Origin of the sequence: Lacisediminihabitans sp. (assembly GCF_036569425.1) — a bacterium.
In the GTDB taxonomy this organism is placed as follows: domain Bacteria; phylum Actinomycetota; class Actinomycetes; order Actinomycetales; family Microbacteriaceae; genus Lacisediminihabitans.
In genome coordinates this window covers 17,885-32,720 of sequence record NZ_DATCQQ010000054.1, presented here as the reverse complement: position 1 = coordinate 32,720, position 14,836 = coordinate 17,885, and the positions used below count along the sequence as shown (strand labels likewise).

11 protein-coding genes are annotated in these 14,836 nt (G+C 64.6%); all 11 read right to left on the bottom strand.

Translation table 11 applies throughout. The features are described from left to right. Positions 1-70: 70 nt before the first annotated feature. The 11 genes from yjfF to araB all read right to left on the bottom strand — a co-directional run bounded on the left by yjfF (position 71) and on the right by araB (position 14,346). Entirely contained in the window at positions 71-1,087 is a 1,017-nt protein-coding gene (gene yjfF / locus VIM54_RS09250) for a galactofuranose ABC transporter, permease protein YjfF (protein WP_331900755.1), read from the bottom strand. Then, on the bottom strand, positions 1,084-2,118 hold the full coding sequence (locus VIM54_RS09245; protein ID WP_331900753.1) for an ABC transporter permease: 1,035 nt from the start codon (positions 2,116-2,118) through the stop codon (positions 1,084-1,086). The genes yjfF and VIM54_RS09245 overlap by 4 nt, the downstream gene beginning before the upstream one ends. Continuing rightward, positions 2,115-3,638 carry a sugar ABC transporter ATP-binding protein gene (locus VIM54_RS09240; protein WP_331900751.1) on the bottom strand — a complete coding sequence of 508 codons (1,524 nt, stop codon included), beginning with the start codon at positions 3,636-3,638 and terminating at the stop codon, positions 2,115-2,117. Before VIM54_RS09240 ends, VIM54_RS09245 begins: the two co-directional genes overlap by 4 nt. Positions 3,639-3,736: 98 nt before the next feature. Beyond that, complete coding sequence (locus VIM54_RS09235) at positions 3,737-4,705, bottom strand: ABC transporter substrate-binding protein (RefSeq protein ID WP_331900749.1); 969 nt, start codon at positions 4,703-4,705, stop codon at positions 3,737-3,739. A 360-nt stretch (positions 4,706-5,065) separates the two neighbouring features. Then, positions 5,066-6,247 carry a multiple monosaccharide ABC transporter permease gene (gene mmsB, locus VIM54_RS09230; RefSeq protein ID WP_331900747.1) on the bottom strand — a complete coding sequence of 394 codons (1,182 nt, stop codon included), beginning with the start codon at positions 6,245-6,247 and terminating at the stop codon, positions 5,066-5,068. Between the two features lie 10 nt (positions 6,248-6,257). Next, the gene (gene mmsA, locus VIM54_RS09225; protein WP_331900746.1) at positions 6,258-7,787 is read right to left on the bottom strand and encodes a multiple monosaccharide ABC transporter ATP-binding protein; all 1,530 of its coding nucleotides are present in this window, start codon (positions 7,785-7,787) and stop codon (positions 6,258-6,260) included. A 92-nt stretch (positions 7,788-7,879) separates the two neighbouring features. After that, positions 7,880-9,001 carry a multiple monosaccharide ABC transporter substrate-binding protein gene (chvE, locus tag VIM54_RS09220; protein ID WP_331900745.1) on the bottom strand — a complete coding sequence of 374 codons (1,122 nt, stop codon included), beginning with the start codon at positions 8,999-9,001 and terminating at the stop codon, positions 7,880-7,882. Positions 9,002-9,362: 361 nt separating this feature from the next. After that, complete coding sequence (locus tag VIM54_RS09215) at positions 9,363-10,370, bottom strand: LacI family DNA-binding transcriptional regulator (RefSeq protein ID WP_331900743.1); 1,008 nt, start codon at positions 10,368-10,370, stop codon at positions 9,363-9,365. Positions 10,371-10,403: 33 nt separating this feature from the next. Continuing rightward, the gene (gene araA / locus VIM54_RS09210) at positions 10,404-11,924 is read right to left on the bottom strand and encodes an L-arabinose isomerase (RefSeq protein ID WP_331900741.1); all 1,521 of its coding nucleotides are present in this window, start codon (positions 11,922-11,924) and stop codon (positions 10,404-10,406) included. Further along, the gene (locus tag VIM54_RS09205) at positions 11,921-12,664 is read right to left on the bottom strand and encodes an L-ribulose-5-phosphate 4-epimerase (protein ID WP_331900739.1); all 744 of its coding nucleotides are present in this window, start codon (positions 12,662-12,664) and stop codon (positions 11,921-11,923) included. Before VIM54_RS09205 ends, araA begins: the two co-directional genes overlap by 4 nt. Continuing rightward, a complete protein-coding gene (araB, locus tag VIM54_RS09200) occupies positions 12,661-14,346 on the bottom strand; it encodes a ribulokinase (protein ID WP_331900737.1) in 1,686 nt (561 codons plus the stop codon). The genes VIM54_RS09205 and araB overlap by 4 nt, the downstream gene beginning before the upstream one ends. Positions 14,347-14,836: the final 490 nt, after the last annotated feature.

Sequence of the window (14,836 nt, the reverse complement as noted above, 5' to 3'; positions counted from 1 at the left end):
GCCGGTTCTCCTGCCATGTTTTGTCCCGCGGAATCGTGATTTCAATTATGCCCGTCGCGCCGCCCTGGACTCAGCGCTTCCACGCGGTGAGCAGGCGCTGCAACGCGATGAAGACGAGCAATAGCGATCCGATGACGATCCTCGTCCACCAGGAACTCAGGGTTCCGTCGAAGCTGATGATGGTCTGGATCAGTCCGAGCAACAGCACCCCGAGCACCGAGCCGAGCACGAACCCCGACCCTCCGGTGAGGATAGTGCCGCCGATGACCACGGCCGCGATGGCGTCGAGCTCTGTCCCGACGGCAGTCAAACTGTACCCCGAGAGCGTGTAGAAGGTGAACAGGATTCCCGCGATCGCGGAACAGAAGCCGCTGACCACGTACACCGTTATTCGCGTTCTCGTCACCGGCAGGCCCATGAGCAACGCCGATTCTCCACCGTTTCCAATCGCATAGACCGTACGACCGGTGCGCGAGTAGTGCAAGACGTAGAAAGCCACGATGACAACCAGAATGGCGACGATGACGCTGGGCGAAATGAATAGATCCGGGCCCACAGGGATGCGGGAGTTGGCCATCGTGGTGAAGAACGGCTCGGTGATGGATATCGAATTCGTGCTGATCACATAGCAGAGTCCCCTGGCCAGGAACATCGCCGCGAGAGTGGCGATGAACGGCTGGATATGGAAGTAGTGAATGACCAGTCCGACCAGAAGCCCGAGCGTCGACCCCACCGCAAGCACGATCAGGATGATCACGACCGGGGGCCAGCCAGACCGTGCCAGCGAGGCCGCGATCATCGTGGAGAGCGCGACGACGGACCCCACTGACAGGTCGATTCCTCCGGTGAGGATCACGAAGGTCATCCCGACGGCGAGCACGATGAGGAACGCGTTGTCGACGAAGAGATTCAGCACGACCTGACCGGAAAAGAAGCCACGGTATTGGGCCGAACCGGCAGCGAACATCACGACAAGCAATACAAGGGTGACGATCACCGAGGCGTAGCGAGTCGACGGGACAAACCGCGACCAAGCCGATCGGACGGCGACCTCGGGCGCTGAAGGGGCAATCTGTTGGACGCTCATGCGGCAACCTCGGCTTTCGGAGTGGTCACCGGGCGTCGACGGCGACGCGATCTGAAGAGGGCGAGAAAGGCCGGCGATTGGAGCAGACATACGGTGATGACGACAATCGCCTTGAAGACGAGCGTGACGTTGGGTGCAATGCCCATGGAATAGACCGTCGTCGTGAGCGTCTGAATCACAAAGGCGCCGACGAGCGAACCAACGAGCGAGTAGCGCCCGCCGGCCAGGGAGGTCCCCCCAAGAACGACCGCGAGAATCGCGTCCAGTTCTATCCACAATCCAGCACTGTTGGCGTCGGCTGCGGTCACGTTGGAACTGATCATCAACCCAGCGATGCCGGCGCAGAGTCCGCTGAACATGTAGACCGTCCAGGTGAGCGTGCGCGATCCGACTCCAGCCAGCCTGCTGGCCTCCGGGTTGATGCCCACCGACTCGATGAGCATGCCGAGTGCGGTCTTTCGCGTCAGAACGGCTGCGACGACGAACATCACCGCAACGATCAGGATGGACGCGGGGAGTGTCAACCAGAACCCGCCCCCGATCACCTTGTACGGTGCGCTCGTGATGGTGAGGATCTGGCCCTCGGTGATCAGTTGCGCGATACCGCGTCCGGCCGTGAGCAGGATGAGCGTCGCGATGATCGGCTGGATACCGAAGACGGCGACGAGAAGGCCGTTCCACGCTCCCAGCACCACCGCGAACCCGACCGCGACGAGGCACGCGACGAGCACGGTCCCGACATCGTTCGGCGTGTGCGAATCCTTGATGACCGAGACCGCGAGGGCTCCGGAGATGGCGACCACGGCCCCCACCGAAAGATCGATTCCTCTCGTGGCGATGACCAGTGTCATCCCGAGGGCGACGAGAACGGTCGGCGCGCCGTTTCGAAGGATGTCGATGAGGCTGCCGAAGAGGTGACCGTCCTCGATGCGAATCGAGAAGAATCCGTGTTCGACGATCACGTTGGCGACGAGGAGGGCGACGAGCGTCGCGATCGGCCAGACGAGCCGGCTCTTCAGGGCAGTCTTCATGATTCGGATCCGCTCGCGATGAGCGCCATGACCTGGGCAACCGTCACGTCTTCGTTCGGGAGATCGGCCACCTTGCGGCGATCGCGCATCACGGCGATCCGATGACTCAATCGGATCACCTCTTCCAGCTCAGCCGAAATGAAGATCACCGACATGCCCTCCTCTGCGAGGCTCGAAACGAGTTTTTGGATCTCCGCCTTGGCCCCGACATCGATTCCCCTGGTGGGCTCGTCGAGCACGAGAAGACGCGGTGCGACGGCGAGCCATCGAGCAAGCAGCACCTTCTGCTGGTTGCCCCCGCTCAGATTGCGCACGAGAGCCTCGGGGTTCGCCGGACGGATGTTGAGAGCAGCAATGTAACTTGCCGCCAGTTCGTCCTGGCGTCGCCTGGGGATACGGCGGAACCATCCGCGGTCGGCCTGCAGAGCGAGAACGATATTGTCGCGAACCGTCAGGTCGTCGATGATTCCCTCCCGCTTGCGGTCTTCTGACGAGTAGGCGATCCGTTCGCGCAGCGCGGCCCTCGGCGTTCGCAACTTTCGCACGCGGCCCGATAGCCGTAGCTCTCCCGAGTCTGGCCGGTCGACCCCGGTCAGCAGTCGAGCAAGCTCCGTCCGGCCTGAGCCGAGCAGTCCGGCAAGACCGAGTACCTCGCCCTCGTAGACCTTGAGGTCCACCGGGGCGATAGATCCCTTGCGAGCGATGCCAACCGCATCGATGTATGGCACCGTGTCTGCTTCCTCGGCGATTGCCCCCCGCGGCCGGCTCTCGAGCGCATCGAGAACCGCGAGCTCTTTTCCGATCATCTTGTTGACGAGCTCGATGCGCAGAATCTCCTCGGTGAGGTACTCACCGACGAGCGCGCCGTTGCGCAACACGGTCAGGCGATCGGCGATTTCGTAGACCTGGTCGAGAAAGTGCGAGACGAACAGGATCGCGACCCCGTCATCCTTGAGCCGACGAATGACGCGGAACAGCTCGGCGACCTCGTCGGCGTCGAGACTCGAGGTGGGCTCGTCGAGAATGAGAACTTTCGCCTGCACGTCGATTGCTCGAGCGATGGCGACGAGCTGTTGAATCGCAAGCGAGTGGGAACCCAGTTGCGACGCTGGATCGATGTCGAGGTTGAGCCCAGCGAGCAGTTCCTTCGCACGCGCTCGGGTCGCCGGCCAATCGATCCCTCCGAACCGACGCGGCTCCCGTCCGAGCATGATGTTCTCGGCGACCGAGAGATTCGTGAGGAGGTTGACCTCCTGGTAGACGGTGCTTATGCCTGCGGCCTGCGCCTGGGCCGGCCCGTTCACGGACAACGGCTCACCGGCGAGAGTGATGATTCCGCTATCCACCGCGTAGACGCCAGTGAGGGCTTTGATCAGAGTGGACTTCCCAGCGCCGTTCTCTCCCATGAGGGAGTGGACCTCGCCCGGGAACATCCGAAAGCTCACTCCGTCTAGTGCAATCACACCGGGAAACGAGATGGTGATGTTCGTGGCGTCGATGATGGGAACGGAGGCTGCCATTCTGGCTGTTCGCTTTCTCTTCTTTGAGCTGCTTGCGCAAAACGGAGGTGCTGGTTGAGTAGCGGGGTAAGACGCCACTCAACCAGCTCCGGTGTTGATCAGTACTTGCGAGTGGGAAGTGCTTCTTTTGCCTGGGCCTGCGTGAACGTGGTTTCCGTCGTGAGGATCCGCGCATCCACGGTCTTTTTCGCCACGACGTCCTTGACGATCTGCACCAGCTGGTCACCCAACAACGGCGAGCATTCAACGATGTAGTTGATCTTGCCATCGACGAGCGCCTGCATACCGTCATGGGTCGCATCCAGAGTCAGGACCTGGATGTCTTTGCCGGGCACCTTTCCTGCGGCTTCGATCGCTTCGATCGCACCGAGCCCCATGTCGTCGTTGTGAGCGTAGACAAGGTCGATGCTGGGGTTGGACTTGAGGAACGCCTCCATGACCTGCTTGCCGCCGGCACGAGTGAAGTCGCCGGTTTGCGAGGCCACGATCTTGAACTTCGAGTCGCTGCCGATGACGTCGCGCAATCCCTTCGCTCGGTCGTTGGCCGGCGCCGAACCGGTCGTGCCCGAAATCTCCGCGATGTTGACGGTGGTCTTGTCGGGGAATGCGCTCTTCACCCAGGTGCCAGCTTCCTTGCCCTCGTTGACGAAGTCGGATCCGAGAAACGAGACATACAGTGACTTGTCTTTGGAGTCGACAGCGCGGTCGGTGAGCACGACCGGGATGTGCGCTGTCTTAGCCTCTTGCAGCACCGTGTCCCAGCCCGATTCCACGACCGGCGAGAAGGCAATGACATCCACCTTCTGCTGGATGAATGAGCGGATCGCCTTGATCTGGTTCTCTTGCTTGCCCTGGGCGTCAGAGAACTTCAGGTCGATCTTCGCCGCTTTGAAAGACGACTGGATCGAGATCGTGTTGGCGGTACGCCATCCGCTCTCGGCTCCCACTTGCGAGAACCCGACAACGATCTTGCCGGCTCCGCCCGCAGATACCCCTCCTGCGCTCGCGCATCCGCTCAGTGCGATGAGAATCGCTCCGATTGCAGCCACTCCGATGAATTTCTTCATGTAACCAAACCTCCTCGTTCAGTAGTCCGTGGCTCGCTGTCAGTGCCTCTACGACGAGTTCCTCGGTCGATCAGTTCATTCTGACCTGTGGGAATGTTAGCGTTCACAATTCGGCGCATCAAGTCCTGAATATCACGTTTGCGTAACGGCATGCTCTGATAGCCCAGTGTTACCAACGAGTTAGGTGAAATCACACTCGAAAATACCAAACTCTTCCTCGCACCGAAGGCCGTAAATGTGAAGGCTCTCAATTGTTCACGCCACCGCGGTGAAAGGCCTTGGGGAGCGCACAACAGCCCCGCGCTCCCGTGAGGGGAGTGCGGGGCTGTTATACAGTGCGGGGCTGTTATGCAGCGCGGATCAACGACCGCCCGAGCGCCTCTTGTTGTACACGTCGAAGGCCACTGCCGCGAGCAGCACGATGCCCTTGATGAACTGCTGCCAGTCGGTGCCAACACCGATGATCGACATGCCGTTGTTCAGGATGCCGATGATCAGGCCACCGATGATGGCTCCGGTGACGGTGCCGATGCCGCCCGTGACCGCCGCGCCGCCGATGAAGGCCGCCGCGATCGCGTCGAGTTCGAACCCGGTGCCGTTGGTGGGGTTGGCGAGGTTGAGCTGGCCCGCGAAGACGAGCCCGGCGAGCGCGCCGAGCACACCCATGTTCACGAACAGCAGGAATGTCACCCGCTTGGTCTTCACGCCCGAGAGCACGGCCGCGTTGAGGTTTCCACCGAGCGCGTAGATGTGTCGTCCGTAGACGCTACGCGCCATGACCGCCGAGTAGACGACCACGAGCACGCCGAGCACCACGAGCACGACGGGCGTGCCACGGTAGCTCGCGAGCAGGAACGTGATCGCGAGCACGAGCACGCCGGTGAAGGCGAGTTTCACGACGAACCACAGGAACGGCTCGTCCTCGAGGTTGAGCTTGCGCCGGATCAGGCGCTGACGCACCGCCTGGCCCACCAGAAACGCCGTGGCCAGCAGGCCGAGCACTACGGTCAGGGCTTCCAGTTGCGATCCGATGAATCCGAGCTCTGGCAGGAAGCCGCCGCCAAGCGCCCTCATCGGGTCGGGAAAAGGCGTGATCTGCGTACTGCCGAGCACCACTTGCGTGAGGCCGCGGAAGATGAGCATGCCGGCGAGGGTCACAATGAACGCCGGGATGCCGAAGTAGGCCACCCAGAAGCCCTGCCACGCGCCGACGACGGCGCCGAGCAGCAGGCACAGGATGATCGCCAGCCACCACGGCAGCCCCATCCGCACGCTCAGCACGCCGGCGACGGCACCGATGAATCCCACGACCGAGCCGACCGAGAGGTCGATGTGGCCGGCGATGATCACCATCACCATGCCGATCGCGAGAATCAGCACGTAGCTGTTCTGCACGATCACGTTGGAGACGTTCTGCGGGTTGAGCAGCACTCCCTGGGTGAGCACCTGGAACAGGATGACTATCGCGATCAACGCGATGAAGATACCGATCTGCCGAAGCTGACTGGTGAGGTACTTGAGGGCCGAGCTAAGCGCACTCATCGATCGTCACTTATTCCTTTTCCTGGGTCATGTACTGCATGAGGAGTTCTGGTGTTGCCTGGGCGCGGGGAACGTCGGCGGTGATGGTTCCCTCGGAGAGCGTGTAAATGCGGTCGCAGATTCCGAGAAGTTCGGGCAGTTCCGAGGAGATCACGATGATCCCCTTTCCATCGCCCGCGAGTTTGTTGATGATCGTGTAGATCTCGTATTTCGCGCCGACGTCGATGCCGCGCGTCGGCTCGTCGAGGATGAGCACGTCCGGGTCCGCGAACATCCACTTGCTCAGCACGACCTTCTGCTGGTTGCCGCCCGAAAGCTTTCCGGTGATGGCGGCGACCGTCGGCGACTTGATGTTCATGCTCTTGCGGTAGCCCTCGGCCACGACGAATTCCTGGTTGGCGTCGACCCAGCCCCACTTGGCGAGCTTGCCGAGCGCGGAGCCGGAGACGTTGCGCTTGATGTCGTCGATGAGGTTGAGGCCGTAGCGCTTGCGGTCCTCGGTCGCGTAGGCGATGCCGTTCTTCACGGCCTCGGACACGCTGTGCGTGCGGATCTCCTTGCCGTCTTTGAAGACCTTGCCGGTGATGTTGGAGCCGTAGGTGCGCCCGAAGACGCTCATGGCGAGCTCGGTGCGTCCGGCGCCCATGAGGCCGGCGATGCCCACAATCTCCCCGCGGCGCACCTTGAGGTTGGCACCGTGGATCACGACTCGCGAGTGGTCGGTGGGGTGATGCACGGTCCAGTTCTCGATGCGCAGCACCTCCTCGCCGATGTGGGGAGTGTGGTCCGGGTAGCGGTTGTCGAGATCGCGGCCGACCATGCCCTTAATGATGCGCTCTTCGGAGATCGTATTCGCGGCGACCTCGAGAGTCTCCACCGTCTTGCCGTCTCGAATGATCGTGACCGAATCCGCGATCCGCTTAATCTCATTGAGCTTGTGGGAGATGATGATCGACGTGATGCCCTGCTCCTTGAGGTGCAGGATGAGGTCGAGCAGGTGTGCGGAGTCTTCGTCGTTGAGCGCCGCGGTCGGTTCGTCGAGGATCAGCAGCTTGACCCGCTTGGAGAGCGCCTTGGCGATCTCCACGAGCTGCTGCTTGCCAACACCGATCTCGGTGATCTTGGTGATCGGGTTGTCGCGGAGGCCCACCCGCGCGAGAAGCGCGGCGGCCTCGAGGTTCGTGGCGTTCCAGTCGATCCAGCCGTTCTTCTGCCGCTCGTTGCCGAGGAAGATGTTCTCGGCGATCGAGAGGAAGGGGCTCAGTGCGAGTTCCTGGTGGATGATGACGATTCCGAGGCTCTCGGAGTCGTTGATGTTCTTGAACTCGACGAGTTCGTTCTCGAAGTGGATTTCCCCCTCGTACGAACCGGCCGGGTAGACCCCGGAGAGCACCTTCATGAGGGTGGACTTGCCCGCGCCGTTCTCGCCGCAAATCGCGTGGATCTCGCCGCGCTTCACCTCGAGCGACACGTCTTGCAGGGCCTTGACCCCGGGGAACGTCTTGGTGATGTTTCGCATTTCGAGAATGTTGGTAGTCACCGGGTGCCTGCTTTCCTCATTGAACGTCAACCGTGGGCCGGCGACGCGTTTCCGCGCCGCCGGCACCGGGGTTTTTGCTGCCTAGCGAGACCCTACTTCAGGTCTGCGTCGGTGTAGTAGCCGCCCGTGACGAGAACCTCTTTGAAGTTCGCCTTGGTCACCACGACGGACTGGAGCAGGAAGGTCGGAACGACCTTCTTGCCGTTGTCGTACGACTTGGTGTCGTTCACGGTCACCTTCTTGCCGGTGAGGAGGTTGTCGACGATCGTGACGGCCTCCTTGCCGAGCTTGCGGGTGTCCTTGTAGATGGTCGAGTACTGCTGGCCGGCGATGATCGACTTGACCGATCCGACCTCGGCGTCCTGGCCCGTGATGACCGGCAGCGCGTTGGTCGCGTAGCCGGCGGCGGTCAGTGCCGAGATGATTCCGATCGACAGGCCGTCGTACGGGGAGAGCACACCGTTGACCTTGGCGCCGGCGGAGTAGCTCTTGGCGAGCAGGTCCTGCATGCGCTTCTGGGCGGTTGCCGGGTCCCAGCGCAGTGTCGCGACGGTCTTGAAGTCGGTCTGGCCGCTCTGCACCACGATCGTCTTGTCATCGAGGTACTTCTTGAGGGTGTCCATCGCGCCGTTGTAGAAGAACGTGGCGTTGTTGTCGTCCGGGCTTCCGGCGAACAGCTCGACGTTGAACGGGCCCTTCTTGCCGGTCTCCTTGCCGCTGTCATCGAGGATGCCGAGTCCGGTCAGAAGCGAGGTCGCCTGCTGCACGCCCACCTTGTAGTTGTCGAAGGTCGTGTAGTAGTCGACGTTCTTGTTGCCGTTGATCAGCCGGTCGTATGCGACGATCTTGATGCCGGCGGCAGCCGCGTTGTCGAGCTGGGTGCTGAGTGCAGTGCCGTCGATCGAGGCGACCACGAGAACCTTGGCGCCCTTGGTGATCATGGTCGAGATCTGCTGTACCTGGGTGGGGATGTCGTTATTGGCGTACTCGAGGTCGGTCTTGTAACCGAGGGCCTCGAGGTCCTTCTTGATGGCGCCGCCATCCTTGATCCAGCGCTCGGAGGTCTGCGTCGGCATCGCGATGCCGACCAGTGCTCCCTTGTTGCTGGTGCCTCCGGAGGCCGCCGGCGTGGTGCTCCGAGTGCTGGAGCACGCGGCGAGCGACACGACGAGCGCGCCTGCGGCGATGACCGCGAGAACGGTTTTCTTGTTCACGGTGATTCCTTTCCGATCTTTTTCAGTGGGACGTCGTTGTCAACAGAAGTGATTGACGGGTTCGGACTCGCGCCTGCTGGGCGAGTCCCTTGGCCGGGCGCGAGGGATTACTCGGGCGCGACAAGTCGTGGGGGTTGTCGAGCTGCCGGGCGATGGTCGGCCGGAGCGGAGGCGAGACCAGCGCGTGCTGCGGCGGTTTGCCCGCCGGCACGCTGGCTCAATGAGAGCGATCTCATCTTCTGACCTCTTCGTCACAGTACTGCTCTGGTGGTGCTCCCGGTCACAATGTGACCGTTCACATAGGGGATGCCTTATCGTAGCGCCAGCGCGTCGCCTTCTGTCAAGTCGGCAGTGCTATCGGTTAGGTAACGGACCGTTCGGCGCCCACGGACGACGCGGATGCCCGCACGATCAGGCGCGGTTCGGTGCGCACCGGCTCGCCGAACTCCTCACCGCGCAACACCTCGAGCAGCGCTTCCATGATCCGTCGCCCGAGCTCGCCGAAGTCCTGGCGCACCGTGGTGAGCGGCGGGATGAAGTGGGCCGCTTCCGGGATGTCGTCGAAGCCGACGATGCTGATCCGTTCGGGCACGCGCAGCCCGCGATCGCTCAGGGCGTGCAGCACCCCCAGGGCCATCTGGTCGTTCGCGGCGAAGATGGCCGTGAACTCTCCGCCATCGAGGAGGCGCCCCGCCGCCGCGTAGCCGCTCTCCGGCGACCAGTCGCCGGCGACCGGCTCACGCGTCTCGAGTCCTCGACCGGCGAGCACGCTGCGCCAGCCGCGCTCCCGCTCCGCGGCGTCGAGCGACGCCGACGGCCCGGCCAGGTGCACGATCCGGCGATGTCCGAGGTCGGCGAGGTAGCTCGTCGCCAGCTCGGCTCCGCGGAACTGGTCGATGGACACGCTGTGCCCTCCCATCCGCCCGCTGCTCTCGGCGGTGATCAGCGGCACCTGCAGTTCGAGGTGCTGCACGACCTCGATCGACGCGACATCGGAGGCGATGAGCACGAGCGCCTCCACGTTCTGCGCGAGCAGCACGTCGATCGCCTCGAGGATCGCTCCGCGATCGGAGGTCGACATGCTCGCGATCGTCACCTGGTACCCGGCCTCGCGCGCCGCCTCGTTGAAGGCGAGCGCGGTGCTCGACGGTCCGTAGAGCGGGTTGCCTGTGCTGATCAGGCCGATCGTGCGCGTCTTACGAGTGACGAGCGCGCGCGCGACCATGCTCGGCCGGTAGCGCAGTTCGGCGATCGCCGCCTCCACGCGGGCCTTGGTGCTCGGGCGCACGGTGTTCTCGTTGTTGAGCACCCGCGACACCGTCTGGTGCGAGACCCCGGCGAGACGAGCGACATCGGTGATGTTCGCCATCCGAATCCTCCCTGCTCGTCACTCCGGCAGTCTTCAGAGCCCCCTGGCGAGGCGGTAGTATGCCTGGTTCCAGCGCAGCTCTCGGGAGAACTCTCGCAGGTTTGTGCCCTTGTCGATCACCACGAGTTCGCTCTTCGCGATCTCGGCAAAGTCCTCGAAGACTTCGAGGCCCACCGCTGTCGACATTACGGTGTGATGCGCGGCCCCCGCGGTGAGCCACGCGGCCGCGCTCGTGGCGAAGTCGGGCTCGGGCTTCCACACCGCGCGCGCCACCGGCAGCTTCGGCAGCGGCTCGGGCAGCGGCACGACCTCGACGACGTTGGCGACGAGTCGGAAGCGATCCCGCATGTCGCTGAGGGCCACGACGATACCCGGGCCGGCATCCGTGTCGAAGACCAGCCGAACCGGGTCCTCCCGACCGCCGATGCCGAGCGGGTGGATCTCGAGCCGAGGCCGCGAGGTGGTGAGCGACGGGCACACCTCGAGCATGTGCGCGCCGAGGATGAGCTCGTGTCCCGGGGTCAGGTCGTAGGTGTAGTCCTCCATGAGGGATGCGCCGCCGGCCAGGCCGGACCCCATCACCTTGGCGGCGCGCACCAGCACGGCCGTCTTCCAGTCGCCCTCCGCGCCGAAGCCGTAGCCGTCGGCCATCAGCCGCTGCACAGCGAGGCCCGGCAACTGGCGGAGCCCGCCCAGGTCCTCGAAGCTCGTGGTGAACGCGCCGAAGCCTCCCGCCTCGAGAAAGGAGCGCAGGCCCAGCTCGATGCGCGCGCCGTAGCGCAGCGACTCGTGGCGGTCGGCTCCGACGCGCAACTCGGCCGCCACGTCGTAGAGCTCCTCGTATTCCGCGACGAGGGCATCGACATCCGCCTCGGCCGCGGCATCCACCGCCTCGACCAGGTCGTTCACGCCCCAGGTGTTCACCTGCACGCCGAACTGCAGCTCGGCCTCGGTCTTGTCGCCCTCGGTGACCGCGACGAACCGCATGTTGTCGCCGAAGCGCGCGAGCCTGAGCTCATGGGTGGCGGCCCAGCCGGCGGCGGCCCTGGACCACGTGCCCACCTTCGCGGTGACCGCCGGGTTCGAGACGTGACCGACCACGGTCTTGCGGGCGACGCCGAGCCGGGTCTGGATGTAGCCGAATTCCCGGTCACCGTGCGCGGCCTGGTTGAGGTTCATGAAGTCGAAGTCGATCTCCGACCACGGCAGCGCGACGTTCGCCTGCGTGTGCAGGTGCAGCAGGGGTTTGCGCAAGAGATCGAGGCCGGTGATCCACATCTTGGCCGGACTGAAGGTGTGCATCCAGGCGATCACGCCGATGACGTTGTCCTGCGCGTTCACGTCGAGCGCCAGGCGGCGGATCGAATCCGAGTCCTTCAGCACCGGCTTCCAGACGACCGTCACGGGAACGTCACTCGCCGCGTTGAGGGCCCGAGCGATCTCCTGCGACTGCTCGGCCACCTGCTTGAGAGTCTCCTCGCCGTAGAGGTTCTGGCTGCCGGTGAGGAACCAGACCTCGTAGGAGGCGAGGTCGGGGATTATCGAGCGGCTCATGCGTCAAGTCCTTCTGGGTCGAGGTCTGAGGTGGTTTCGGCGGTCTGGCCGTCGAGCGAGCCGGCCGGAGCCTGCCCGTAGACGTTCTGGTAGCGGTCGAACAGGGCGTCGATCTTGTCCTGCGGGATGGGGATGACGTCGCCGAGCTGGCGGGCGATGTGCACCGTGCGCGCCACATCCTCCGCCATGACGGCGGCCTTCACGGCGTCGCGAGGGCTCTTTCCAATGGTGAACACCCCGTGGTTCTGCATCAGCACCGCGCGGGAGCGGTGCCCGGAGAGAGTCGCGACGATACCCTCACCGATGGATTCGTCGCCGATGATGGCGAACGGACCGACCGGGATCTCCCCGCCGAACTCGTCGGCCTGGCCGGTGATCACGCAGGGGACGGCCTCGCCGCGCGCCGCCCACGCCGTGGCGTAGGTGGAGTGCGTGTGCACGACCCCGTTGACGTGCGGCATGTTGCGGTAAACGTACGCGTGCGCCGCGGTGTCACTCGACGGCGAATGCTCACCCTCGATGACCGTGCCGTCGAGGTCGCAGAGGATCATGCTCCCAGGGGTGAGGTCGTCATACTCGACGCCGCTCGGCTTGATCACGAAGAGGTCGGCGCCCGGCACCCGGCCGGAGATGTTCCCGCCCGTCCAGATCACGAGCTGGTAGCGCACGAGCAGCTCATGCAGCGCGCAGACATCCGCGCGCGTGTCGAGGATCGCGCGCTCAAGTTCCGCAGACCTCACTGGGCCGCCGCCTCTCGCTTCATGGCCTTCAGCCGGTGCATGACCTCGTTCGCCCCGCGACCGAAGTAGTCGTGCAGGGTCGCGTATTCCGCGTAGAGCCGGTCGTAGGCATCCGCCGCCTCGGTGTTCGGCACGTACACGGCGCGATCGACCTTGCCCATCGCGCGGCCCGCCGTGAGCACGTCGGGGTAGGCGCCGGCGGCGACCGCGGCATGGATGGCCGACCCGAGCGCCGGCCCCTGCTCGCTCGCGATGATGGAGATCGGCATCCGCAGCACGTCGCTGTAGACCTGCATGAGGAAGGGGTTGCGCTTGAGCCCCCCGGCCACAATGAACTCGGTGACCGGCACGCCGCTCGCGTTGAAGGTCTCCACGATCGTGCGGGTGCCGAACGCGGTCGCCTCGAACAGGGCTCGGTAGATCTCCTCGGGCCGGGTGGTGAGCGTCGTGCCGAGCACGACCCCGCTCAGCTCGTGGTCGACGAGCACCGATCGGTTTCCGCTCTGCCAGTCGAGCGCGACGAGACCGTGGCCGCCGACCGGCTGGTCCTTGACGAGGTCGGTGAGGTGCTCGTGGATGCTGATGCCCCGCTGCGCGGCCGCCTCAAAGTAGCTGCCGGGCACCTGGTTGTTCACATACCAGGCGAAGATGTCGCCGACGCCGGACTGGCCGGCCTCGTAGCCGTAGAGTCCGGAGACGATTCCTCCGTCGACGACGCCGCACATGCCGGGCACCTCGGTGAGGACGTCGGAGTTCATCACATGGCAGGTGGAGGTGCCCATGATTGCGAGCATCTGGCCGGGCTCGACGGCCTGCGCCGCCGGCGCGGTGACGTGGGCGTCCACGTTTCCCACGGACACGGCGATCCCGGCCGGCAGTCCGGTCCAGGCGGCTGCCTGCGCCGAGAGAGTGCCGGCCGCGTCGCCGAGCTGGCCGATCTCGTGGGCGACCTTGTCATCCGCGAAGTCGGCGAAGGCAGGGTTGAGCGCGGCGAGGAACTCCCGGCTCGGGTACACGCCATCCTGCAGGATGCCCTTGTAGCCGGCCGTGCACGCGTTGCGCACGTAGCTGCCGGTGAGCTGCCAGACGATCCAGTCTGCGGCCTCCACCCAGTGGTCCATTCGCTCGTAGAGTTCCGGGTCCTCTTCGAGCAACTGCAGACCCTTGGCGAACTCCCACTCGCTCGAGACGAGGCCGCCATAGCGCGGCAGCCAGCTCTCGTTCCTCTCGGCGGCGACTCGGTTGATGCGGTCGGCCTGCCCCTGTGCCGCGTGGTGCTTCCAGAGCTTGACGTAGGCGTGCGGCCGGTCGGCATACTCGGCGAGTTCGTTGAGCGGCGTGCCATCGGCGATCACCGGCAGCGGGGTGCTCGCGGTGAAGTCGGTGCCGATGCCGACGACGGCGGCCGGGTCGATGCCAGCGGCCGCGACGGCGGCGGGCACAGCGGTTTTCAACACCTCGACGTAGTCGGACGGCACCTGTAGCGCCCACTCGGGCGGCAGCACCCTGCCCGTCGACGCGAGCACGGTGTCCATCACCGCGTGCTGATAGTCGTGGGTGGCCGATGCCAGCTCGGCACCGTCGGACACCCTCACGACGACCGCCCGGCCCGACAGCGTGCCGTAGTCGATTCCGATCACGAACCGGTCTTCCGGCCTGATGGTCCCTGGCTCTCTGGCCATTGCGACTCCTTCGTCAGTCTCGCAAATGTGATCGCTCACATTTCTGTTTGCCATGCTACATCGTCCTCCGCCCCAATGAGAAGGCGGCGGCCCGATCCGGCGGTGCCCTCGGTTCCCCCGTTGCCGCTGGCTCCCCGTTGCCGCCGGCTCCCCCGCTTCCCTCCCGCACGCGCAAACAGCCTGAGTTATGCGCGCGGCGGGTAGCGTTACCTGGCGCGCCGGGCGGCGCAACCTGAGGGAGCCCGGCGCGCCGGGCGGTGAAGCGCGCGGGCCGTGCGGGCTGCGCCGGGCACGTGGTCCGCCGCCGGCGCTCCCGGCCTTTGCCCATCCCCGCCCCATCCCCGCCCTCCCCAGCGCATAACTCAGGCCAAAATGGCCGAGCAGCCCGACCACCCCCGGAATCCCGGGGCCGACTCCCGGCGCACGCGCAAACAGCCTGAGTTATGCGCGCGGCGGGCAGCGTTACCTGGCGCGCCGGGCGGCGCAAAAA

What these genes read in the sequence shown, in the direction of transcription:
- yjfF (WP_331900755.1), bottom strand. Translation starts at nt 1,087, where the DNA reads ATGAGCGTCCAACAGATTGCCCCTTCAGCGCCCGAGGTCGCCGTCCGA.
- VIM54_RS09245 (WP_331900753.1), bottom strand. Translation starts at nt 2,118, where the DNA reads ATGAAGACTGCCCTGAAGAGCCGGCTCGTCTGGCCGATCGCGACGCTC.
- VIM54_RS09240 (WP_331900751.1), bottom strand. Translation starts at nt 3,638, where the DNA reads ATGGCAGCCTCCGTTCCCATCATCGACGCCACGAACATCACCATCTCG.
- VIM54_RS09235 (WP_331900749.1), bottom strand. Translation starts at nt 4,705, where the DNA reads ATGAAGAAATTCATCGGAGTGGCTGCAATCGGAGCGATTCTCATCGCA.
- mmsB (WP_331900747.1), bottom strand. Translation starts at nt 6,247, where the DNA reads ATGAGTGCGCTTAGCTCGGCCCTCAAGTACCTCACCAGTCAGCTTCGG.
- VIM54_RS09215 (WP_331900743.1), bottom strand. Translation starts at nt 10,370, where the DNA reads ATGGCGAACATCACCGATGTCGCTCGTCTCGCCGGGGTCTCGCACCAG.
- araA (WP_331900741.1), bottom strand. Translation starts at nt 11,924, where the DNA reads ATGAGCCGCTCGATAATCCCCGACCTCGCCTCCTACGAGGTCTGGTTC.
- araB (WP_331900737.1), bottom strand. Translation starts at nt 14,346, where the DNA reads ATGGCCAGAGAGCCAGGGACCATCAGGCCGGAAGACCGGTTCGTGATC.